Source organism: Acinetobacter sp. CFCC 10889 (assembly GCF_003268395.1).
Lineage (GTDB): Bacteria > Pseudomonadota > Gammaproteobacteria > Pseudomonadales > Moraxellaceae > Acinetobacter.
On sequence record NZ_LQXQ01000001.1, the window covers coordinates 61,700 to 80,025 of the forward strand.

The window sequence follows — 18,326 nt, forward strand, 5'->3', positions numbered from 1 at the left end:
GAATTACCATAGGCTTTATAGGCTTGGGTTTTACTTACTACTGATTCAGCCCAACCATCGGGGAAAGTCTGTAATCTGGCGCATTCTGTTGGGGTGAGTTTGCGGTAATAGAGCCTGTCATTTTTATCTATATATTTACCTTTAAATTCATGTGCAATTTCTGCACACGTATAAAGAGGAACATTCCCGCCACCAACCCCCATTGCTGCTGTTAATGTAGGACTCTTTCCATTGTCTGTATGCTCAGCATTAGCCTGAACTGTTGCACGTACAACAACATTATCTTTTTGAACCGTTGTTAATGCATTGGTTTTACCATCTTCACGGATCTCTAATCGTTGCTCTGTCATCCCTGCAACTTTCATTTTATGGTCTTGGCATTTACTGTCTACAATGCAACGACCACGAATTGCACCGCCTGTTATTTTAATGCCTTCGCCTTTACCAACTGTTAAGCATGGTGATTTACCATCGGTATGATATACATTGCCATTCATGCCACGCCCTGACGGATTCACATTGGTAACACATAATCCTGTTTTCCCTCGCTTAACCATGCTTTTAACATTTTCTTTGTAGATGGTTGATAGGACAGTTTGTGATTTATTTTTTTCAGAAAAAACGCCATCTTCTAAAATATCTTTTAAAAGAATGTTTTTATCTTCTGGCTGTTCAACATTCCAATTGCACCAATAATGGCGATGGCGGTTTTGCGCTGATAATAAATTACTATTGATTACAGTGTCATCAACGCCTAAAGCATCACTGATCATCTCTAATAATTCTTTTTTCATCCTGACATTTTCGAGTAAAAATTTAACATTAGGATTGTGCTTTTTGACATGATCCAAAATTAAAACATACTCCCAAAATAAGTGAGATTGACTTAAAAACTCAGCCCCATTTTCTTTTAAATCTAAATATGTTTGTCGATCTGTCACTAATATTTCTACGCCGTTTAAAATCGCCTTAGTCCCCGCCTGTTTCCCTGCAAAGCTAAATCCCTGACACGGCGAACCACCAATCAGCATATCAATGGATGACCAATCTATATCCCATTCACGCCACTTGGTTACATCACCTAGCTGCACATCATCTGGGTAATGATGCATTGCCACTTGTGAAGCGTATTTATCAATTTCTGACCTATAGTATGTATTTACTTTAATCCCTGCACGCTCTAATGCTAAACGCCCTGCACTGATCCCATCAAACAAACTCAAGACGTTAATTGCCCGATCCATAAAAAAACCCTATCTTTTCAATAGGGTTATTCTTTCAATGCTGTGAATCGCCGTTTCTTGATATTCCTAGATTTAAAGTTTATTCACTATTTCCTTAAATAAGGTTATGTCACTTGGTTCAAAAATAATAAATCTTGTTTCATGATCCATTGCTGTAACACTTCCAATACTTTCATTATCAAATGGCACACTACTACCCGATTCTAGTAATTCGACCAAATCAAAAAAATCACTTGAATCCATGCAATCTATAGCATCTGTGTCTATTGTTTGTGATGCAAAAGAATTAACTTTCAGTCCTTTTTTTCGCATCCAATCTGGATGAAATATTTTTAGCGGTCCTTTTGAATGAAATCCCGAAATGTCTATAATTTCTTGATATAGCGTTGAATAATCTAAATCTAATAATTCATTAAGGCTGACTATTTTCATGCATTGGCATTCCTAATACTATGGGGCGATAGTGGTTTCTATTTCAATGTGTTTAGCGGTTCTTCTTGCTTTGGGTTATCTGCCAATATTTGTTCAAAATTAATATTCATGGTTTATCTCTTATTTTGGCAAAATTAATTCTGGGACTTCTAGTGGATCAATAGGGTACTTATAGCGATAAGCTTCAGGTGAGGCTGATATTTTTCGACTGTACTCTGTATGCTCCCAACAATAAATATACCCATCTTGGTTTTCTGCTATTTGTGTTGGATCTTCACTGTAAGCATAGTGTCCTGTTCTCCCCATCCAACCGCAAACAAGATCATCAAACAAAAATTTATATAATTTACTTAATTCTAATGTTTCTCTATCAGGTGTTTTAATTTTAAAAATTTTAAGCATCTTTATTCCTCCAAAAACTCAATTGATATTTGCTGATAATCATCTAGTGCTTTTTCCAAAACAGCTTTTGCCACGACCTTTTTGGTATCAGGGCATCTGACTGAATCGCTACCGTTTAAAAGCATACCTGTCATATAGAATTTACAGCGACTATAGCCGCCCATTTCTTCAACCAAATCAAAACTTGCAACAAGCTCTTTTAAATAAACAACTTGAATACGTTTATTTGAATGCTTTTCAATGACATAGCTTAGATGGTTTTTCCTTGCAAATTCGATAGCCTTTTTCGCCGATGGTATGCCCCACTGTCTAATATGATTCACGGCGTTTTGCATGGTCTATTTACTCTTATAGATAGGGATTTGAGCAAAGTCACAACGAGCAATAGCCTCATTTTTTGTATGATTCTCTTTTTGACGTTCACAAATGCTCTGTGTCGTATATTGAATTTGATCTTTACACTCAGTAGAATTTATATGTTGTTCCAATAGAAATTTAATCAATTCATATTTAGTATCAAATAGCTGTGATGGATATTGGTCGCAAGCGTATTTTTCAGGTGAGTAGATGATTTCGTAACTAAACATATAATCATTAATTGACATACCTACCCGATTTTTAAATCCTTTAAAAAAAATCATTAAGGCTTCAGTAATCATAAAATCCAAACCTTCATGTTTTGATGGAATGTACTTTTCAATCAAATAGAAACAAAAATCACGCAGCTTGTCATCGGGTGCATTGATAATCTCATTAAGGACTTCGAGTTTTAAAATATCTTTAACAAGGTTCTCGACTTGTTTTACCTCATCCAAGTTTTTGCAGTCTTTTAGGAAAGTACGGTAAACCGTAGGCTTGATAAGTGTTTGAATATCTGGAAATGGTATTTCGATTTTAATGGTTTTCATGGCTGTAACTCCTTAATAAACCAACCAATGCCATATAAATAACTTAGAAAAACTTCTGTTTCCGTTTGCAAGTTAGAATTTAAATATTCAAGTAAGTAGGCTTCTTTTAAATCACCCTCTATAACGGCTATATCTTCTGTTGTTAGCCATTTTTTTGCTTTTTCAAAGTTTGTACTGTTTTTGCTGTAGATAACTTCTAGTAATTGATCACCCCATTCAAATTGCTTTAATTCAGGCTTTTCTATTGATTCACAGCATTCTATTGCCTGTTGGTATTCACACAACATTTGCTGATAAACAGGTATGAACCGATTAGCACTTAGACAACCACTTAAAATATTTACGCATTCTGGATCATCCATTTTTTCAATTTTATTCACCGCAAGAATATTTAAAATACTGAGTCGTTCTCTTAAATTTCCCATCTCAAACCGCCCTAAATTTTTCGTAAAAGCCTTTGTTCTTCATTCCCACGTACTGACACCAACCAAACCGATCACGCCAAAAATACCAATCGTTATCGTCTGTTTTCTTCCAGTACGTGCCGTCCCCGAACTCGATATGTGTTGTGCCTTTAGGTTGCATATAAACGAATCATCGCAATAACAACCATGAACAACATGCCTAATATAAAAAAGGCAACATGGGACACATTAAATACAAATGGTTTTGATTTTTTTAATAAGGATTCATTATAAGACGCTATGCAATCTTCTATAGTACGATTCAAGTTTGTAGGCTGATATACTATGTAATATAAGGCAGTCCCCGAATTTCTAGTAATTTCACACCCGAAATATTTCAAACAATGAATATAAAATTTCTCGTATTGTTTTTCATAACGTACTAAAGATGTTCTATGAATCCGATGACAGTCTTTAGCTACTTCTTTAACCTTTTTCGCAATCGCAATTTGAACATTTTTATGCATAGAAATAATCCCAATAAGCCCGATCTATCACCCAAAGCATCCACATGATTAAAACAACAAGTAAAAGCATGGTTGTTCTCATACCATCGCCCTTTTAAGTCCAGCTCTTTTTTTACTTGAAGCCCTACGGCATAAATCACAACGACAACCTTTGCCATAGCGTGTCGCCGTGCCATGTGCAACTTTTAGCTCATAGGCTTTTTGACGTTCTGCTAAAACTTCTTTCGCCCGCACTTCAATAGCTTTAACCTTTTCCAAGATGCTATCTGGTAATTCACGGCGACCACTTTTGTAATCTGTAAAAAATCCACTGCTAAAACCCAATAATTCGCTAATTATGGTCGTCATGCCTGTTGGCTCACAAAGATCAACTAACCATTGAGCGTTTTTGCTTAGTTCTCGCCCTGAATTAAAACGCTGTTTTTTGGGTTGTTGTGGTTTTTCAGGCTGTTTTTCTTTTTTATCATCAAAAAACGGCGACTTTGCCAATATCTTGGATTTCAAATGATGTTCAGTATTTTCACGAAATGCTGTCACTACATCACGCACAACACACATGCCATACGGCGGCTTATTTTCTTCTGTTGCAATCGCAATAAGTGCTTGTTTTACCGTTAATGTATCCATTATTCATTACCCTTATTTTGTCGCCATTCAATGCGATTCTTGTATGCTGTTAATTCCTTATTTTCGCTTTGTAGTTCTTGGTATTTCACTTGCAATCTTGAATAACCACGCTGCATATAAAGTATTTCTTCAGCATCACCCAAACGAGCCAAAGCCATTGTTAAAAGATTCATTTCGTTCTGAAAATTGCGCTCATTGAAAGCCAATGTTTTAAAATTTTCTTCTACTGCTTTGTGGTCTAAATGGCTTTTATTGGTCTTTGACCACTCAGAGTAATATTTGATTCTTGGTACTGCCAAAACACCCGCAATGACCTTACAAATCCCTTTAGGGCGAACATAGATCAAGCCCCATTTTTCAGGTAATTCTTCAGGTTTAATCAATCCATTGGGACAGATAAAGTAACGATATTTCCCGATACCAGTTTCAGGATTCATACGGTGCGGTTTTTTCTTATCTGCTAAAAAGTCTGATCGGCTCATTTTCGCTTCTAGCAAGAAAGTTGCGCCGTTAAATCCATGCCTAACACCAAATACATCGGGATTTTCCCCATAGCAAGATGGTTCTACAATTGCAAAATGGCAACCGTGACCGTTGGCAGATTCAGGACGTTTTAAGAAACGTGCGCCAATTTCACATAGTTTGCGATGGTTTAATTCAGTCATGATCAACGCCCACAAACTGCTCAAGCAATTCTATTTGACGCTCTACAGCTTCCATGCCCTGCACAGCGTTAAGATCAAATTCAGCCCTTAAACTTTTCACAAAATCTAATAGACTACTTAAATTAACGCGTACATCTTCAATAACGTCATTACCTTGTAGGGCTTCAACTAAATCAACATTAATTAATTGTTCAGCATCATCTTTATAACTTTGATCATCCCACGCTTTAATTAAACTCAAAGCCTGTTCAATTCGTGTTTCTTGTATCGAATTTTTTATAAATTTATGAGTTTCACGCTTAATTGAGTTTTCTTGCTCTGTAACCCGCTCTGATTTTTTAAAGCCAACAAAATGCATTTCAGCGGTGTGTACTGTGGTTTCATTTGAATTGGATTGTATGGTTTTTTCACCACCTAAAATCCGATCAAGATCATCAGCTTGGCTGATTAATATATTCTTTTCACGTTCTGTGTATATCCAACCTTTAGCAGCACCACGCAACATTGTTGAATGCTTTCGCAATTCATCAATCAGACTCTTTCTATATCGACTTAAAGCCCTATGAGCTTTTCGACTATTTTCGTAGAAATCAGAATGTCTTGTTTTAAGTTTTAAAGCCCTTTGAAGTTCATCCATCTCAACTTGTTGTTCTTGCCAAGCCCACCAAGCCGCCGTTAATTTTTCAGCATCAGCAAACCGCAAGCTGTTGGTTGTGGTATAGCAATTTAAGGTTTCATCAAAAACCATAAGTGTTGAGTAAAAACACTTGAATACTTTTGATTTTTCAAATGCTTCTCTGCACTTATCCATGACGATCTCCCTCCAAATCCACCAAGCCAAATTTGAACTGTTCCGCTAACTCAATACATAAAGCCAATGCAATGCTTAGCTCTATTTCAATTTCCAAATCATCAATTTTTGCCAATACAAAATCTTTACCATCTAGAATTTTTACTGAAACACTGGTATGCCCATGCCCTGTGTCCTCAATGGTCAAATGTGTGATTTCAGTTGTGATTTCAGCCATTGCTTTCACCTCGAATCTCATCCATTCCACATAGCGCATCATGTAATTGATCAAGCTGCTTAAAGATCGCATCTGGAATATCCATATCCACTGTTGTCAAAATAGAAGCTATTGACACCCATTTTGCAGTAGCTTTCTCAATCCGCTTTTCTTTCTTTTGCAATTCAAATGCTTTGGTCAACCATGCACCATAAGCCAACCGTACATCGCTATATTTAAACTGCCCATCTGTATGCAGACTAAGTATTTCATGCGGTTCAATTCCTTTAATTCTGCAAACCCGTAAGAAATAATCATTTTTTATAATTTCTGCTTTAAATTGTTCTTGCATGTCTTGATTATTCATCGCTTTCCTCAACACATTCATAGTCCACACTTACTGTTACCTTGACAGAAGATGATCCCTCACACTCACAGCAACGAATCTCAAAAACATCACCATCCCAACGCCAATGATCAAACCAGTCTGTCGTATCATTTACGGCGTTACAGTGTGGGCATTTAAAATCATCAGTCATGTGCTTTTAATTCCTTTCAATTTCGTTCCATTTATTCTTGGACTTAGCGACATTATTAGTCACAACCTCGAATCCACAATCACCACAAGTAACTGCCGATTCCTCATTGTTTCCATCTTCATGCACATAATCAGAACCACACTCAGGACAATCTTTAAGAGCCTGTGTGTATTCTTCGTTGCTGTATTTATCTTTTTTCTTACTCATGATTCTCTACCTCAATTAATTCACGATCCGTATTAACAACTGCACCACATCCAAAACATTCAGCTTTACCCTCAAAAAACAATGTTGTAGAGAAATGTGTGCAATGCTTTGGATTAAGTGGATACTGCCGTTCAGAACCCAGAAACACATTTGCCGCTAAGGACACAGCTTCAGCGGGATCATTTGTTTTTTGCGGCATGACAACGCTATCTGTAGACTTAGCTGTAACCTCTTTAATATCTTTTTTAAGCATTTCTATTTGTTCTTTTGAAAGATGGGATAAATCAATCGTAATTGGTGACGGCGGTACTGCTATGGCTTTAATCCGCATAACTTTAAGCAACATCTTACGCACGGGATGCTCAAGCAAATATTGCGGTATATATGCCTTAAAGCCTTTTTTGATGGATTCATCGTATTCATCAAATAAGAAACCGTTTTCTTTAAAAAAATCCGTGATTTTATGACCAAAACGAATATCTGCATCATTTAAGATTTGTGATTCAGGACAGTTAAAATCAGCTATATCCCACTCAATGCCTGTGAGCTTGAATGCCGCCGTATAGTCACCCGCAACCAAATGGCGGGTAAAAAGAATTGATTCACTCATTTGCATTTAAAACTGCTCCTTTATGATTTTTCGGCTTAAATAAGCTTTTACCTTTGGCATCCAAGAAATATCGTGAACATCTAGCATTACTAGGAATTGATCTGATATATCCTGCATCCTCCAATCCCTTTAAGTACCGCTGTGCGCTTCTCAGAGACAGATGACTCAAACACTTCTTTTGCACTTCCCTTGTTGTTGCAACTGGTGTTTCTTCGATTGCTTTTAGAACAGCTAAAACACACTCAAAAGTATCAATCAGTGATTTCATAATTCCCTTTAAAAATCATATAATCATATAATCATATAATCATATAATCATATAATCATATTTATGATTTAACTCTTATTCTCTGATCATTATCATCCCAATAAGCCCCATCATTCCGACTCTTTGAATCAAAATAAAACCCCAAAAATTCATCTGGTCTTAATTTGTCTGTAAGTTTTCCAAAAAAAATCATTGCAACAACGGTATCTTTAAGGTACTCATCTGTAGTCAGTTGATTACTAGTTATATCTACAGTCAAATTATCCCAATCAACTGATTCAACCTGAAATACAGGTTCTAGTTCATGAGAATAAGATTCTGAGCTTAACCACCCATTAGCTACTCTATGCTCTGCAAAAAAAGCATCTACTAATTGCTTTTTTTGATCTTTAGTTATGTTTTGTGAACCCTCGATATACAACAAAGGCAATGTGGTTTTAATCATTTACAATTCCTCATATAATCATATTCATGATTTAAGCCTTAAAATCATCAATCTTTTCAAACACTTTGCCTAACAGCATGATGTTTGTGATACATGGCTTATCAAACTCTGCTGATAATTCCGCTTCTAACGTATTCAGTAATTGAGCATTCAATGTCTTTGTATCTATCAACATCACTTTGCGATACGTCCCGCCGTGAAGGTCTTTATAGATCACAAGCCATTCATATAAATCATCTGAATCAAGCGGAATATTTGATACATTCCATTTGCATAACGCCCAAATAAATACAGCAATCAAAACCAGAAGAATCACGATAAATTCAGTCATGGCACTGCCTATAGCTTGTCTGGGTTAATGTATTCATCAAAAATACGACCCAATGCTTGTGGGATAAAAATGATTGTCTTGTGCAATGGATGCTGTGATTCTTGAAAGACTTGCTCTTTGCCAATTGCATCTAAATCAGTGCCGCTTAATGTGCTGACAATTTCATAAGTTTCATCATCAACCATCAATGAAACCTTGCTAGGATCTTCTGACGGCTTGATCACAATCAATGTGTAACTTGGATCAACAAGCATGGCGCACCTCATTGATAATGAATTGCACCGTTTCAAGCGTGTCACGCTGTCCACGCCAATAATCGCTATTTTCATGATCATTTTCAGAGCGCAAAGTAAGTGAGTCACGCAAACCACTTACACGGCTGTTAATGTATTCAACGGGCTTTTCGTCACGCTGATCTTCAATTTCAGTTTTTTCTAATTCACTTTCTAAACGTGATACTTCGACATGGAAGTAACCAAGCAAACGTAAGTCATTAAAGATTTCGCCATAGCTTTTGTAATGTGTCTTTTTAAAGCCCTTCTGATCCAAGTAATCACACCAGATATACTTTTCATTCATCTCAAAGAACAAGACACCGCCACGATAGCGATTCACGGCGATATACACGCCATCACACTTATTTCCTTTTAATTGCTTGAGCATTTTCTTGACTTTCGATAGCCCGAACTGCTGCAAAATCGTTTGTTCTACTGTCGTTTTGTTCAATTGCATCTTCTATGCCCTTTAACTGCTCGATCCAGTCAATCGTGTATGGATCTCGGTATATCTCATCATTGCTTTGTTTCTGTTTCGTCATAAAAACTTCGACTTAAATCAATGCTATTTTTCATTTGCTCAATAAAGACTTTCGTTTTATCAACATCATGAAAGTTGCCTAAACAACCTATGAAGATCAAAACCATCTTTTCTAAGAAATTCTCCAATTCCTGATCACTAAGATTTTCACTAAGGAGAAATGTCATGACCTGTTCATTAAAGAAATCAAGCGATAAGTCTTTGGTCTGAAGTTTAGGCATTAATAAAGATCCAATTATTTTGATATTCCTATTCCATGAATTGATTATATATTCTTTTAGGAATAATTATAAACATTTTTATTCTTTTTATTCTTCTATTTGGTTATTATATTTCTTCAATATTCTTTTTAAGATTGATTCTCAATAATGTTTGACTTTCGCCGTGCCAAGTTCTATTTTAATTATGCATCTGCAAAATCAGGTGTTTGGATTGGTCTCCAAAATATTCAACTGGTCAAATGACCGCAATAGCGGTTTTATTTTGCCTATAGCTTTCTACACCCTGTAGAAACATCCGTTATGGTGGATTAGGCAGGGGCATCGCAAGATGCGCTAGACCCAGTTGACTAGCAAGACCAACCCTGTTTAATCTGCCACCCTAATTGATTGGTCTTAATTTTGGTGGTGAAAATTCCTTTTCAACTGGAGTATTCGCCCATGAATGCTATTTCTACTTTTACCTTTCACCAAGATCACAATGTCCGTGTTCAAATGATCAACGGCGAACCTTATTTTTGTTTACGTGATATTTGTATAGTTTTAAGCCTTGATTCTCGTTCTTCAAGTAAATTTGAATTAGATAATAAAGGGGTGGAAAAACTATCCACCCCTTCAAACGGCGGCAATCAAAAGATTATTTACGTCAACGAACCCAACCTATACCGTGTGATTTTTCGCTCAAATAAACCCGAAGCAAGACAATTCCAAGACTGGGTATTTAACGAAGTTTTACCAACCATTCGCAAAACTGGACAATACCAGGTGCCAACACAACCTAAAGCACCGAATTACATCACCAGTGATGATATGAATAATATTAAACGCCTTGTTTGGTTCTGTGCTTCATTCTTTGATCATGAAGATGCTTTTAGTCGTGCTACATGGTCGTCTTTACGTCATGTAACCAATACACCAAGCCCTGAACAGTTTGAAGTTGAACAATTGCCTTTATTAGAAAGTGAGTTCAAACGCCTGTATAGCATCATTGAACCCTATCTAAATACACGTAGAGCATGTGAAAAGGCTTTGATTAAGTATTTCATTAGAGGTCGTGCGGATGCAGCATTGTTACAGCAGTTACTTGATCAAATGCATGGATCTGTTGAAAACCTACATGAAAACACCAATGTTAAGTTTCCTCAATTGTTCAAAATACAATGTACTGATCTAATACGGCGTAAAGCTTAATAAAAAAGCCCGATTCTATATCGGGCTTTCCTACAATAAATAAAAAAATGACTTCTATAAACTTTTTTTAGCGTATTCCAGTATTTCCGACATAAATTTACTTGCTTCCTCTGATTGCATATCTTCAATAAATTTCTTTTCTTTAGTAAGTTTAGTTAACAAAGCAACACATTTTTCGTTCTTCGGTACTAAGTACTTTACCGTGTAATTATAAATATCTGATCGACTGCCATTATTTGCATTATATTTAGAAAATGCTTGCAACAACTTTTTATCATCTTCTATGTATAAGTTTTTTGCATTCTCGTATGAGGTCAACCATGCAGCATAAGAAATTGAAAGTATACCCGCCTGTGTAAGACGGGTAGCCTCCCTATCAACCTGTTGGTTAAATGCTGTTTTGATCATCCCTGTTCTTAAAGTCGATGCAGCACATTCACTATACTTTTTAGCCAATGCTTCGTTTTGAGTTGAATTTGCTTCAGCATGAGCATTAACACCTATAGCTAACACATACAACAACCCAATTTTTAAGTGTTTCATACATCCCTTAATTAAATTAATGAACACGGAGCAATTCTCCTTTCACAATCTTGTATGTTCTAGTTTCCTTTACTGACGGACAGCAACTTGGATCATTATCGCCGTATTCTCTATCCACAACCTGTATAGTATTATTTTTAGTTATTTTTATATCTGGTTGATATGCTGCACTTATCGAATCAAAAAATTTCACTTGCTTATTTTTTTGTCCTAAAAACACCGCTACTTCATTTACATGTGTGGTTAAATGACAATTAGTTTTTTCACAATAATTTATAGGCACAACATAATCTAAAACACCATCCCCATTTAGATCAGCCTTAATCATCTGCCTTGTGTTTGCTTCATAGATATAAGGTTCATCATCCCCTGCTTTCTTTGCTTCAGCTATATTTTCAGCATTAATACCTCGCAACTGCTTATTTTTGTATTGATTTACCGCTTGATCTAACGTTAATGCATGAACCATATTTGCTGTAATAAAAAATATACCGCCTATTAAGAACTTTTTAATGTTCATCATTTCCCCAAATTCAATAATTATTACCCGTATATCATACACAACTACATAAAATATATGAAAAAATAATCTATGATATACATTCCAACTAGAAACAGGCTTATGCAATGAAATATCTACTTAAAATATCGGCAATATGCCTTGTGTCATCTATCACATTACCAAGTCATGCATATTCACCAAAATTATTGTTATTGGAAGATAATGCGGGACTTTCGCAAACATATCTTGACCAAAATTCAAAGAAAAGAGTCGCGAAAGACACTATACAAGTGATGGTTTACTTTAAATCTAATTCACCTGTAACTAGCTATGTTTCTGATCCTTATCGCTCATCGATTACAACAACTATTGTTAAATGCAAAAATAAGACTGTAGCTGTAGGTGGTGGTGTTTTTTATGCGGGAAGAACATCAAACAGTAAAACAGTAGGTCGATTTGATGAAATGACTGTACGTGGTTTTGATGGGGATGATTTAAGAGAATCAACGCACATGTATGATCACCTTTACTATGAATCCATTCAAACATCACTAATCAATAGAAAAATATATGATTTCGCCTGTAAATAAATAATAAAAGCCCGAAATTAATCGGGCTTTTTATTTAACCTTGCAAGATCTTAAACCCAATCCCACCACTAAATATATGCGCTAATCCACGATCCGATACATTCTGATTAATACTTGAATCTTGAGCTTGCGCCGTCATCACTGGTGTTGCTTTGTTGGTAGAGCTTAACGGCGTACGTTCTGGTGCAACTGGCTGAACTTTAGTAATATTAGATGACTGCATTCGATTCATCTGCAAAATAGTCTTTGTTTTAGGTGTAACATTGGGGTTTAAAACTCTACTTGATATTGGCATTTCTGCATTCTGTGCAAAATCTGCAAGATCTTTAGATGATTTTGGTGTCACCATCTTACTTTTATTATTTACATTCGCCGTTTGCTGTGGAATTGGAATAACTTCCTTACCTTTAGGCTGCACGGCGGGCGATTGATTGGCTGATTGCTGTTTAACTGCCTTTTTATCAACTGTAACAGTACCAACTTTCCAACCTTCTTCTTTTTGCATAGCATCCATAATGATTTTACGTTCTGCCGCCGTATAATCACCCATACGCTTGTTTGAGCCTACAGCATTGGTAATATTTCGGATATATCTAGCAGTATCGTTTTTATCTTCAGGCGGAGCATAGGCTGTAATTGCTTGTGCTAAGGTCTTATCTCTATACCCTTTCCCTGCACCATAATCTGCTTTTGTCTGCAACTTTCTTGCTATATCTGTGCTTTCAAAAATTAAATACTCTTTAGCCTTTCTCCCTGTTTCATAGTCTGGGAAAATAGCAAACTGATCTTTCTTATTATTTGGATTATCAGCACCCAAAGCACCAAATTTACGAGATACTGCACCAGGTCGAATATTGCCTGGATTATTGTTTCTCCAATTACGCGCCCCTGTACGTGTAACTATTGAACCGTCATCCATTCGCAACGTATTAGCCATATTTTTCCCATTTTTAAAATACGCATTCTCAATACCTACAGCTTTTGAACCATTACCATTAGTAGTAACAACCCCTGATCCCCCCTGACCATAACTTAAAAGATCAACCCCACTTACACCCGATCCACCGCCACTATTGCCTGTAGCCTTGTTATATAGATTTCTTGCCCCCGCCTTTATATTACCCGCAATATTTGATGCACCCTGTTTAATGTAATCAATACCATTGCTTATCTTTTCTTTAGTATCTTTCACAATCTCTGAGTTTTTAATAGCTTCAGCAATATCTACAATCTTATTGATTGCATCTGTCCATAAACTTTTAAAAATCCCAACAAAATCAGAATCTTTAAGCTTATCTGTCCATTCACCAACCTTTTTACCAAAGATACCACCTAGATATGCCCCAAGCATCCCCCCACCGATTGTCCCCAATGGTCCAAATGCTGATCCAAAAATTGCACCAAGCGCACCACCCGCAAGACTGCCGATACCTTTGCCTTTACCGCCACTATCGAGCTTGCCCCATTCAGAAAATAATGAAGCACCACCAAATAACAAGCCAAGCAAAGGAATACGCTTCAATAATCCTTTAAATAATCCCTTTCCGCCTTTAAACAGATTTCCAAAGAATCCACCGAATAATCCACCACCGCCGCCGCCATTCGCCCGTACAGCATCAATCAGGCGTTTTAACAGCTTATTACGCTCCTTATCTGACTCTTGCTCACGGCGATTCGCTTGTTGTTGTTCTTCAGGTAGCGTCTGTTCATTGCGATTCTTACGCATACGACCACGAAAAACACCGATAGCCCTTGAAGTCATCTTGCCAAAGATATTGCCCACTGGGGAAACAACATCTTTTAACTCATTCAATGCATCTATTGTTGGATCATATCCTTTGGTATCAGTATTAACACCTGAACTACTACCATTTTTAAAAAAGTCCTTAAACTTATCTAAAATTGTCTTATCTTTAGCAGTAAAACGACCTTTACTGTCCCGATCTTGATTTGATCTCTCACGTTCCTGTTGTGCGCGTTCTTCAGCTTGACTATGCACTCTGCTACGCCGTGTTGGATTAGGGTTCGGATCTTCAGCATCTCGGCTTGGGCGTGGGCGATTAGACTTGCTATTGCTATCAGCATTGCGTGAAGGTCTTGAGCTTGCACGACCAGTACCCGTACTAGGGCTTGGCTGTGCATTATTTTGTGTATTTGCGCCGTTGGACTGGCTTGCTGCATCCTTTGCTTTCTTATTTTGCTTGATATAGTCCTGTAGCGTTTTATTCAGCGTATCCGATTGGGCTTGACCCGCTTCCGACATACGGCGCATTTCAGCCTTTAAAAACTCTAAGATTTTTTCCGTGTTTTCATGTGTATTTTCTACACCATCTCTAATCTGTTTGAGTCGTAACTCACCCAAAATAAAGCCTTGATGATCTGTATTCAGCATGACTGCATTCCTCTACTATTTGGATGCAGTATTGGTTTTATTTGATCAGGCTTTTTCTCGATATTCCTTTAAAAAATAGGCAAAAAAATACCCGTTCGGGAACGGGTATATAAGCAGGAAAACAGATAGCATCTTTGTGTTATCTGACAAAGCAATTATACACTAACAGATATAAATCAACAACTTGAAGTACAATTAATTACAAAATCTTATACATCATTTTCTATATCTTCATATTCAGCTTCGCTTATATCGTCATCCAACAAGCCCATTTCTTGCATCTGCCTTTGCTGTTCTTCCTCAATCTCTCTTTCAAAATCACCAGACTCTAACATTACACGGCGTTCCATCATTTCGATATTACGCTGTTTCAGTTCTAACATCTGCTGTTCATACGCCGTATCATCATTTAGATCTGTTAAACGTCCCGCCGTTTCAGGTTCACGGGTATCTTCTGAAGTAATGCCATAGAACAATATATCCATCTTTGCTTGTTTCTCTAACGCATTTGTTAAAAACATAATTGGCTCACCTAAGCCCAGTGCCATGCCGTATGATTTTTCGATGAGTTCTTTATCTTCGGGTTCTGCTTCCGCTTGGAAAGTACGATCCAACATTAATGTTTTATTTATGACAATTTCATCAATGATATGCATGGTTAAATGCTGCAACTGATCATTCATATTTCTGTTTCTGCGGATCACATCGGCTATTTTGAGCTTGCGTCTACTGGTTGTAGACAGCAACTTTTTGACTCCACTTAAAGCCTGTGAAACTATTTCATTTCTGCGTGAAACATACAGGTCTTTATCTGTTAAAAAACCTGTATCATCTTGATTTATAGTATTTTTCTTATCTTCAATTGTCGCCGTATCTAAACTATTACGGGCTTTTTTCATTAATTTGTATAGCTGTGCATTGGTCTTTTGGCTGATATTCTGTGGTCGCTCCCAACCCTCCTTTTCAGCCCGTGTTACCACTGTACGGCGGTTCGGTAGTTTGGTTTCCCCTAAAAACTCGCCAACAATTTCAACAATACGCTCAACTGTTGATTCGCCGTCTGCTTCATAGACTGTACGCACACAAAACCAAATCTCATCCGAATAGTTGGATCTCGGTTTTCGCTTTGGCTTATTATCAGTCATGTTTCATCCCTGATCAATCAAAATTATGCACGACTGGCTTTAACTCGCTTATTTTTACCTTTTTTGTGAAATGCGTTATTTTCATATTCCTCAATGACTTCAATAATATTGAGTTCCGCATAGCGATGAAAGCGGGCAATCAGCATATCAAATGCCTGTATTTCAGCCATTAAACTAAATGCCATTTCCAACACTTCAGGATAAGAAGTCGAAAATTGACGATCTGCCCTGTGTACCAAAATTGCATCTACAAGTTTTTGTGCGTAAAGCTTGAGTAATTCACCGTGATATTTAGGAAAATGGTCTAAAAGAGAACATAAATCTTTGCTTAGGCTATTAGCCATCTCTAGGGCTGCATTTCTCATGCTCTGGATAATAATGCCATTGTGCGATGACGGCGTATTCAGTTCGACTTCATTACTAATCCCTGCAATAAAATCTAAGCTGCAATCATATAATTTGGCAATTTTGATCATAATCGGCAAAGGGAACGAGCGTGCGCCGCTTTCAAGTTCTACAATACGATTATTAAAGGTTTCTTCTTTGTAGTTCCATACTTTCTGCATCACCACATCACGATTAATACCCGCCCATTCACGTGCTATTTTGCTGTTATAGCCCACCATTGCATTAAACTTCTCATCACATGGCAATTCATGTTTATTTGCCTGTAATCGCTCTGGTTCGCTTAATTCCTTATCATCTGTCAAGCGTGTGCCTAACTGTTCTTGTTCTTCTTGTTTTTTATCTTCGATTTGTTGAATAAGGTTTAATTCAGCATAACGATAGTAACGGCGTGATGCCTCCTCAAAATCTGCCACTTTCTCTTTTAGATCATTGGATAGGTCTACAATGTTTGGATAGTTTGCGCTAAATACCAGGTCTTTATTTTTTTGCTTATCAATTGCTGTAATTGTTCGTTTTGCAGTGTTATGTAGCAACTCTCCACGTTGTTTCGGAATCGAGCTTAAAACCTCATTTAATTTTTCACTGATACGATCAGTTATTTCAGTTGTTGTACTTTCGATTGCGCCCAATATTGTACTTTTTTTCTCAACAATATTAATTTCAATATGCGGACTTAGCCCAGTTAGAAAGTTTAAGCTGCACTTGTATAACAGTGAAAGTCTTACCAAATGAGCAAAAGTGCATGTCTTATGCCCGTTTTCTAAATCACTTAGGTTTTTAAGCTGCACTTTTAACTTATCGCCTGTAATCTCATATAACAGGGACATAACATCCAAACGTGAATAGCCTGATACTTCCCGTGCTATACGGCAATTTCTACCAATAGTCGTCCACAACTCATCGTATTTTGGCAGTTTAATTTCACTCATCATTTGATCCCTAAATAATCTTTGATTTCTTTGATCGTTTCAGCAACGGTGCGACAAACCAGAACCTTATTCCCCATTTCTTCAAGCAATTTCATTTGAACTTTCTGTTCTGGACGAACTCGACCATTTTTTGTTTTTTGTTCTATGTATAAACTGCCATAGCCTTGTCTTGGTACTGGCAATAACCAGTCTGGTGTACCCGCAATAACGCCCATTTTTTTAAATTTTGAACCTTCAGAATCGGATCTATTACCACCATTAGGGATATGTCGAATAATTTCACTCACACGGTAGCCGTTATATCGAATGTAATGGCATTCTTCAAATACTTGCATTTGAATATCATCTTCTTGTGGTTCTAATCCAAGTGCCGCACGTTCTGACACAGAATATCTAGTTTTACTTGGTACTGGTGCTTTAACCGTGAATATATCTTTTGGTCTATATGGTCTAACACGCTTAACCATTCATTACGTCCAAATAACAAAAAGGAATATTAAGGAATAATTATTACATAATTTATTCTGAAAGTAATATAAAAGAATATTTTAATTTCTTAATAGTTAAAAAAAACCTTCCGAATTGGGGAACTCGGAAGGCAGAAAAAAGCGCACATATCTTAAATATTCAAGGCTTATCTACCGACAATCCCTGAAATCCTGCTTACTTTTATTAAAGTGAGTACAACACTTAACAGGACTTTTCAAATATATTCCAAAAGGAATATTTAGGCAAGTATTTATTCTTTTTAAGTTGAGGTAAATTATTAAATTTAATTTGTTATGATTGGTATGCTAATTAAAATTTCTTTATGGATCATTGTCTTGAAAAAATTAAGCTTAAAAGAATTTGTAAAAAAGGCTAAAACTGTTCACGGTAAAAAATATGATTACTCTGAATCTGTCTATGAAGGCTCACTAAAAAAAATAAAAATTATATGCCCCATTCACGGCGCATTTGAGCAAATTGCAAATTA

The 18,326-nt window shown here is 36.6% G+C and carries 28 protein-coding genes and 1 pseudogene; 2 read left to right on the forward strand and 27 right to left on the reverse strand.

The window, feature by feature from the left end:
• Positions 1-20: 20 nt before the first annotated feature.
• The 21 genes and pseudogenes from AVJ19_RS00355 to AVJ19_RS00455 all read right to left on the reverse strand — a co-directional run.
• A pseudogene (locus AVJ19_RS00355) lies at positions 21-1,244 on the reverse strand (DNA cytosine methyltransferase); the annotation flags it as partial.
• A 72-nt stretch (positions 1,245-1,316) separates the two neighbouring features.
• Positions 1,317-1,676 carry a hypothetical protein gene (locus AVJ19_RS00360; RefSeq protein WP_111857859.1) on the reverse strand — a complete coding sequence of 120 codons (360 nt, stop codon included), beginning with the start codon at positions 1,674-1,676 and terminating at the stop codon, positions 1,317-1,319.
• Between the two features lie 120 nt (positions 1,677-1,796).
• Positions 1,797-2,078 (reverse strand): hypothetical protein, encoded by a 282-nt coding sequence (locus AVJ19_RS00365; protein WP_111857860.1) that lies wholly within the window; start codon positions 2,076-2,078, stop codon positions 1,797-1,799.
• A gap of 2 nt (positions 2,079-2,080) precedes the next feature.
• Positions 2,081-2,413 (reverse strand): hypothetical protein, encoded by a 333-nt coding sequence (locus tag AVJ19_RS00370; protein WP_111857861.1) that lies wholly within the window; start codon positions 2,411-2,413, stop codon positions 2,081-2,083.
• A gap of 3 nt (positions 2,414-2,416) precedes the next feature.
• Positions 2,417-2,986, reverse strand: a complete 570-nt coding sequence (locus AVJ19_RS00375; protein ID WP_111857862.1) for a hypothetical protein — start codon at positions 2,984-2,986, stop codon at positions 2,417-2,419.
• Positions 2,983-3,411, reverse strand: a complete 429-nt coding sequence (locus AVJ19_RS00380) for a hypothetical protein (protein WP_111857863.1) — start codon at positions 3,409-3,411, stop codon at positions 2,983-2,985. The genes AVJ19_RS00375 and AVJ19_RS00380 overlap by 4 nt, the downstream gene beginning before the upstream one ends.
• Positions 3,412-3,560: 149 nt before the next feature.
• Complete coding sequence (locus AVJ19_RS00385) at positions 3,561-3,917, reverse strand: hypothetical protein (protein WP_111857864.1); 357 nt, start codon at positions 3,915-3,917, stop codon at positions 3,561-3,563.
• A gap of 78 nt (positions 3,918-3,995) precedes the next feature.
• Positions 3,996-4,544, reverse strand: a complete 549-nt coding sequence (locus AVJ19_RS00390) for a hypothetical protein (protein WP_111857865.1) — start codon at positions 4,542-4,544, stop codon at positions 3,996-3,998.
• Positions 4,544-5,209 (reverse strand): adenylosuccinate synthase, encoded by a 666-nt coding sequence (locus tag AVJ19_RS00395; RefSeq protein ID WP_228203256.1) that lies wholly within the window; start codon positions 5,207-5,209, stop codon positions 4,544-4,546. Before AVJ19_RS00395 ends, AVJ19_RS00390 begins: the two co-directional genes overlap by 1 nt.
• On the reverse strand, positions 5,202-6,020 hold the full coding sequence (locus AVJ19_RS00400; RefSeq protein WP_111857866.1) for a hypothetical protein: 819 nt from the start codon (positions 6,018-6,020) through the stop codon (positions 5,202-5,204). Before AVJ19_RS00400 ends, AVJ19_RS00395 begins: the two co-directional genes overlap by 8 nt.
• The gene (locus AVJ19_RS00405) at positions 6,013-6,237 is read right to left on the reverse strand and encodes a hypothetical protein (RefSeq protein WP_111857867.1); all 225 of its coding nucleotides are present in this window, start codon (positions 6,235-6,237) and stop codon (positions 6,013-6,015) included. Before AVJ19_RS00405 ends, AVJ19_RS00400 begins: the two co-directional genes overlap by 8 nt.
• A complete protein-coding gene (locus tag AVJ19_RS00410) occupies positions 6,230-6,583 on the reverse strand; it encodes a hypothetical protein (RefSeq protein WP_111857868.1) in 354 nt (117 codons plus the stop codon). Before AVJ19_RS00410 ends, AVJ19_RS00405 begins: the two co-directional genes overlap by 8 nt.
• Positions 6,576-6,755, reverse strand: a complete 180-nt coding sequence (locus AVJ19_RS00415; protein WP_111857869.1) for a hypothetical protein — start codon at positions 6,753-6,755, stop codon at positions 6,576-6,578. The genes AVJ19_RS00410 and AVJ19_RS00415 overlap by 8 nt, the downstream gene beginning before the upstream one ends.
• Positions 6,756-6,761: 6 nt before the next feature.
• A complete protein-coding gene (locus AVJ19_RS00420) occupies positions 6,762-6,962 on the reverse strand; it encodes a hypothetical protein (protein ID WP_111857870.1) in 201 nt (66 codons plus the stop codon).
• On the reverse strand, positions 6,955-7,578 hold the full coding sequence (locus AVJ19_RS00425) for a hypothetical protein (RefSeq protein ID WP_111857871.1): 624 nt from the start codon (positions 7,576-7,578) through the stop codon (positions 6,955-6,957). Before AVJ19_RS00425 ends, AVJ19_RS00420 begins: the two co-directional genes overlap by 8 nt.
• Complete coding sequence (locus tag AVJ19_RS00430) at positions 7,565-7,840, reverse strand: winged helix-turn-helix domain-containing protein (protein ID WP_111857872.1); 276 nt, start codon at positions 7,838-7,840, stop codon at positions 7,565-7,567. Before AVJ19_RS00430 ends, AVJ19_RS00425 begins: the two co-directional genes overlap by 14 nt.
• Positions 7,841-7,901: 61 nt before the next feature.
• Positions 7,902-8,285: a hypothetical protein gene (locus tag AVJ19_RS00435; protein WP_111857873.1), complete on the reverse strand. Its 384-nt coding sequence runs from the start codon at positions 8,283-8,285 to the stop codon at positions 7,902-7,904.
• Positions 8,286-8,316: 31 nt separating this feature from the next.
• Positions 8,317-8,616 (reverse strand): hypothetical protein, encoded by a 300-nt coding sequence (locus AVJ19_RS00440; RefSeq protein WP_111857874.1) that lies wholly within the window; start codon positions 8,614-8,616, stop codon positions 8,317-8,319.
• Between the two features lie 8 nt (positions 8,617-8,624).
• Positions 8,625-8,870: a hypothetical protein gene (locus AVJ19_RS00445; protein WP_111857875.1), complete on the reverse strand. Its 246-nt coding sequence runs from the start codon at positions 8,868-8,870 to the stop codon at positions 8,625-8,627.
• On the reverse strand, positions 8,860-9,348 hold the full coding sequence (locus tag AVJ19_RS00450) for a hypothetical protein (RefSeq protein ID WP_111857876.1): 489 nt from the start codon (positions 9,346-9,348) through the stop codon (positions 8,860-8,862). Before AVJ19_RS00450 ends, AVJ19_RS00445 begins: the two co-directional genes overlap by 11 nt.
• 59 nt (positions 9,349-9,407) lie before the next feature.
• Entirely contained in the window at positions 9,408-9,653 is a 246-nt protein-coding gene (locus tag AVJ19_RS00455; RefSeq protein ID WP_111857877.1) for a hypothetical protein, read from the reverse strand.
• Positions 9,654-10,091: 438 nt separating this feature from the next.
• On the opposite strand from AVJ19_RS00455, the gene AVJ19_RS00460 reads away from it, so the two are divergent.
• On the forward strand, positions 10,092-10,841 hold the full coding sequence (locus tag AVJ19_RS00460) for a Bro-N domain-containing protein (RefSeq protein ID WP_111857878.1): 750 nt from the start codon (positions 10,092-10,094) through the stop codon (positions 10,839-10,841).
• A 54-nt stretch (positions 10,842-10,895) separates the two neighbouring features.
• On the opposite strand, the gene AVJ19_RS00465 is transcribed toward AVJ19_RS00460, so the two are convergent.
• Positions 10,896-11,411 carry a hypothetical protein gene (locus tag AVJ19_RS00465; protein WP_111857879.1) on the reverse strand — a complete coding sequence of 172 codons (516 nt, stop codon included), beginning with the start codon at positions 11,409-11,411 and terminating at the stop codon, positions 10,896-10,898.
• Positions 11,401-11,904: a hypothetical protein gene (locus AVJ19_RS00470; RefSeq protein WP_111857880.1), complete on the reverse strand. Its 504-nt coding sequence runs from the start codon at positions 11,902-11,904 to the stop codon at positions 11,401-11,403. Before AVJ19_RS00470 ends, AVJ19_RS00465 begins: the two co-directional genes overlap by 11 nt.
• Before the next feature lie 107 nt (positions 11,905-12,011).
• Between AVJ19_RS00470 and AVJ19_RS00475 the strand changes: the two genes are divergently transcribed.
• Positions 12,012-12,476 carry a surface-adhesin E family protein gene (locus tag AVJ19_RS00475; RefSeq protein WP_111857881.1) on the forward strand — a complete coding sequence of 155 codons (465 nt, stop codon included), beginning with the start codon at positions 12,012-12,014 and terminating at the stop codon, positions 12,474-12,476.
• Positions 12,477-12,510: 34 nt separating this feature from the next.
• Here the strand turns inward: AVJ19_RS00475 and AVJ19_RS00480 are convergent, their stop codons facing one another.
• The 4 genes from AVJ19_RS00480 to AVJ19_RS00495 form a co-directional block, all read right to left on the reverse strand.
• Positions 12,511-14,868, reverse strand: a complete 2,358-nt coding sequence (locus AVJ19_RS00480) for a hypothetical protein (protein ID WP_111857882.1) — start codon at positions 14,866-14,868, stop codon at positions 12,511-12,513.
• Positions 14,869-15,077: 209 nt separating this feature from the next.
• Positions 15,078-16,013 (reverse strand): hypothetical protein, encoded by a 936-nt coding sequence (locus AVJ19_RS00485; RefSeq protein ID WP_111857883.1) that lies wholly within the window; start codon positions 16,011-16,013, stop codon positions 15,078-15,080.
• A gap of 23 nt (positions 16,014-16,036) precedes the next feature.
• Complete coding sequence (locus AVJ19_RS00490; protein WP_111857884.1) at positions 16,037-17,350, reverse strand: hypothetical protein; 1,314 nt, start codon at positions 17,348-17,350, stop codon at positions 16,037-16,039.
• Positions 17,350-17,817 carry a VRR-NUC domain-containing protein gene (locus AVJ19_RS00495; RefSeq protein WP_111857885.1) on the reverse strand — a complete coding sequence of 156 codons (468 nt, stop codon included), beginning with the start codon at positions 17,815-17,817 and terminating at the stop codon, positions 17,350-17,352. Before AVJ19_RS00495 ends, AVJ19_RS00490 begins: the two co-directional genes overlap by 1 nt.
• Between the last annotated feature and the right edge of the window lie 509 nt (positions 17,818-18,326).

Excerpts from the sequence above, each read along its gene's own strand:
- AVJ19_RS00360 (WP_111857859.1), bottom strand. The coding sequence starts at position 1,676 with ATGAAAATAGTCAGCCTTAATGAATTATTAGATTTAGATTATTCAACG.
- AVJ19_RS00365 (WP_111857860.1), bottom strand. The coding sequence starts at position 2,078 with ATGCTTAAAATTTTTAAAATTAAAACACCTGATAGAGAAACATTAGAA.
- AVJ19_RS00370 (WP_111857861.1), bottom strand. The coding sequence starts at position 2,413 with ATGCAAAACGCCGTGAATCATATTAGACAGTGGGGCATACCATCGGCG.
- AVJ19_RS00375 (WP_111857862.1), bottom strand. The coding sequence starts at position 2,986 with ATGAAAACCATTAAAATCGAAATACCATTTCCAGATATTCAAACACTT.
- AVJ19_RS00380 (WP_111857863.1), bottom strand. The coding sequence starts at position 3,411 with ATGGGAAATTTAAGAGAACGACTCAGTATTTTAAATATTCTTGCGGTG.
- AVJ19_RS00385 (WP_111857864.1), bottom strand. The coding sequence starts at position 3,917 with ATGCATAAAAATGTTCAAATTGCGATTGCGAAAAAGGTTAAAGAAGTA.
- AVJ19_RS00390 (WP_111857865.1), bottom strand. The coding sequence starts at position 4,544 with ATGGATACATTAACGGTAAAACAAGCACTTATTGCGATTGCAACAGAA.
- AVJ19_RS00395 (WP_228203256.1), bottom strand. The coding sequence starts at position 5,209 with ATGACTGAATTAAACCATCGCAAACTATGTGAAATTGGCGCACGTTTC.
- AVJ19_RS00400 (WP_111857866.1), bottom strand. The coding sequence starts at position 6,020 with ATGGATAAGTGCAGAGAAGCATTTGAAAAATCAAAAGTATTCAAGTGT.
- AVJ19_RS00405 (WP_111857867.1), bottom strand. The coding sequence starts at position 6,237 with ATGGCTGAAATCACAACTGAAATCACACATTTGACCATTGAGGACACA.
- AVJ19_RS00410 (WP_111857868.1), bottom strand. The coding sequence starts at position 6,583 with ATGAATAATCAAGACATGCAAGAACAATTTAAAGCAGAAATTATAAAA.
- AVJ19_RS00415 (WP_111857869.1), bottom strand. The coding sequence starts at position 6,755 with ATGACTGATGATTTTAAATGCCCACACTGTAACGCCGTAAATGATACG.
- AVJ19_RS00420 (WP_111857870.1), bottom strand. The coding sequence starts at position 6,962 with ATGAGTAAGAAAAAAGATAAATACAGCAACGAAGAATACACACAGGCT.
- AVJ19_RS00425 (WP_111857871.1), bottom strand. The coding sequence starts at position 7,578 with ATGCAAATGAGTGAATCAATTCTTTTTACCCGCCATTTGGTTGCGGGT.
- AVJ19_RS00430 (WP_111857872.1), bottom strand. The coding sequence starts at position 7,840 with ATGAAATCACTGATTGATACTTTTGAGTGTGTTTTAGCTGTTCTAAAA.
- AVJ19_RS00435 (WP_111857873.1), bottom strand. The coding sequence starts at position 8,285 with ATGATTAAAACCACATTGCCTTTGTTGTATATCGAGGGTTCACAAAAC.
- AVJ19_RS00440 (WP_111857874.1), bottom strand. The coding sequence starts at position 8,616 with ATGACTGAATTTATCGTGATTCTTCTGGTTTTGATTGCTGTATTTATT.
- AVJ19_RS00445 (WP_111857875.1), bottom strand. The coding sequence starts at position 8,870 with ATGCTTGTTGATCCAAGTTACACATTGATTGTGATCAAGCCGTCAGAA.
- AVJ19_RS00450 (WP_111857876.1), bottom strand. The coding sequence starts at position 9,348 with ATGCAATTGAACAAAACGACAGTAGAACAAACGATTTTGCAGCAGTTC.
- AVJ19_RS00455 (WP_111857877.1), bottom strand. The coding sequence starts at position 9,653 with ATGCCTAAACTTCAGACCAAAGACTTATCGCTTGATTTCTTTAATGAA.
- AVJ19_RS00460 (WP_111857878.1), top strand. The coding sequence starts at position 10,092 with ATGAATGCTATTTCTACTTTTACCTTTCACCAAGATCACAATGTCCGT.
- AVJ19_RS00470 (WP_111857880.1), bottom strand. The coding sequence starts at position 11,904 with ATGAACATTAAAAAGTTCTTAATAGGCGGTATATTTTTTATTACAGCA.
- AVJ19_RS00475 (WP_111857881.1), top strand. The coding sequence starts at position 12,012 with ATGAAATATCTACTTAAAATATCGGCAATATGCCTTGTGTCATCTATC.
- AVJ19_RS00480 (WP_111857882.1), bottom strand. The coding sequence starts at position 14,868 with ATGCTGAATACAGATCATCAAGGCTTTATTTTGGGTGAGTTACGACTC.
- AVJ19_RS00485 (WP_111857883.1), bottom strand. The coding sequence starts at position 16,013 with ATGACTGATAATAAGCCAAAGCGAAAACCGAGATCCAACTATTCGGAT.
- AVJ19_RS00490 (WP_111857884.1), bottom strand. The coding sequence starts at position 17,350 with ATGAGTGAAATTAAACTGCCAAAATACGATGAGTTGTGGACGACTATT.
- AVJ19_RS00495 (WP_111857885.1), bottom strand. The coding sequence starts at position 17,817 with ATGGTTAAGCGTGTTAGACCATATAGACCAAAAGATATATTCACGGTT.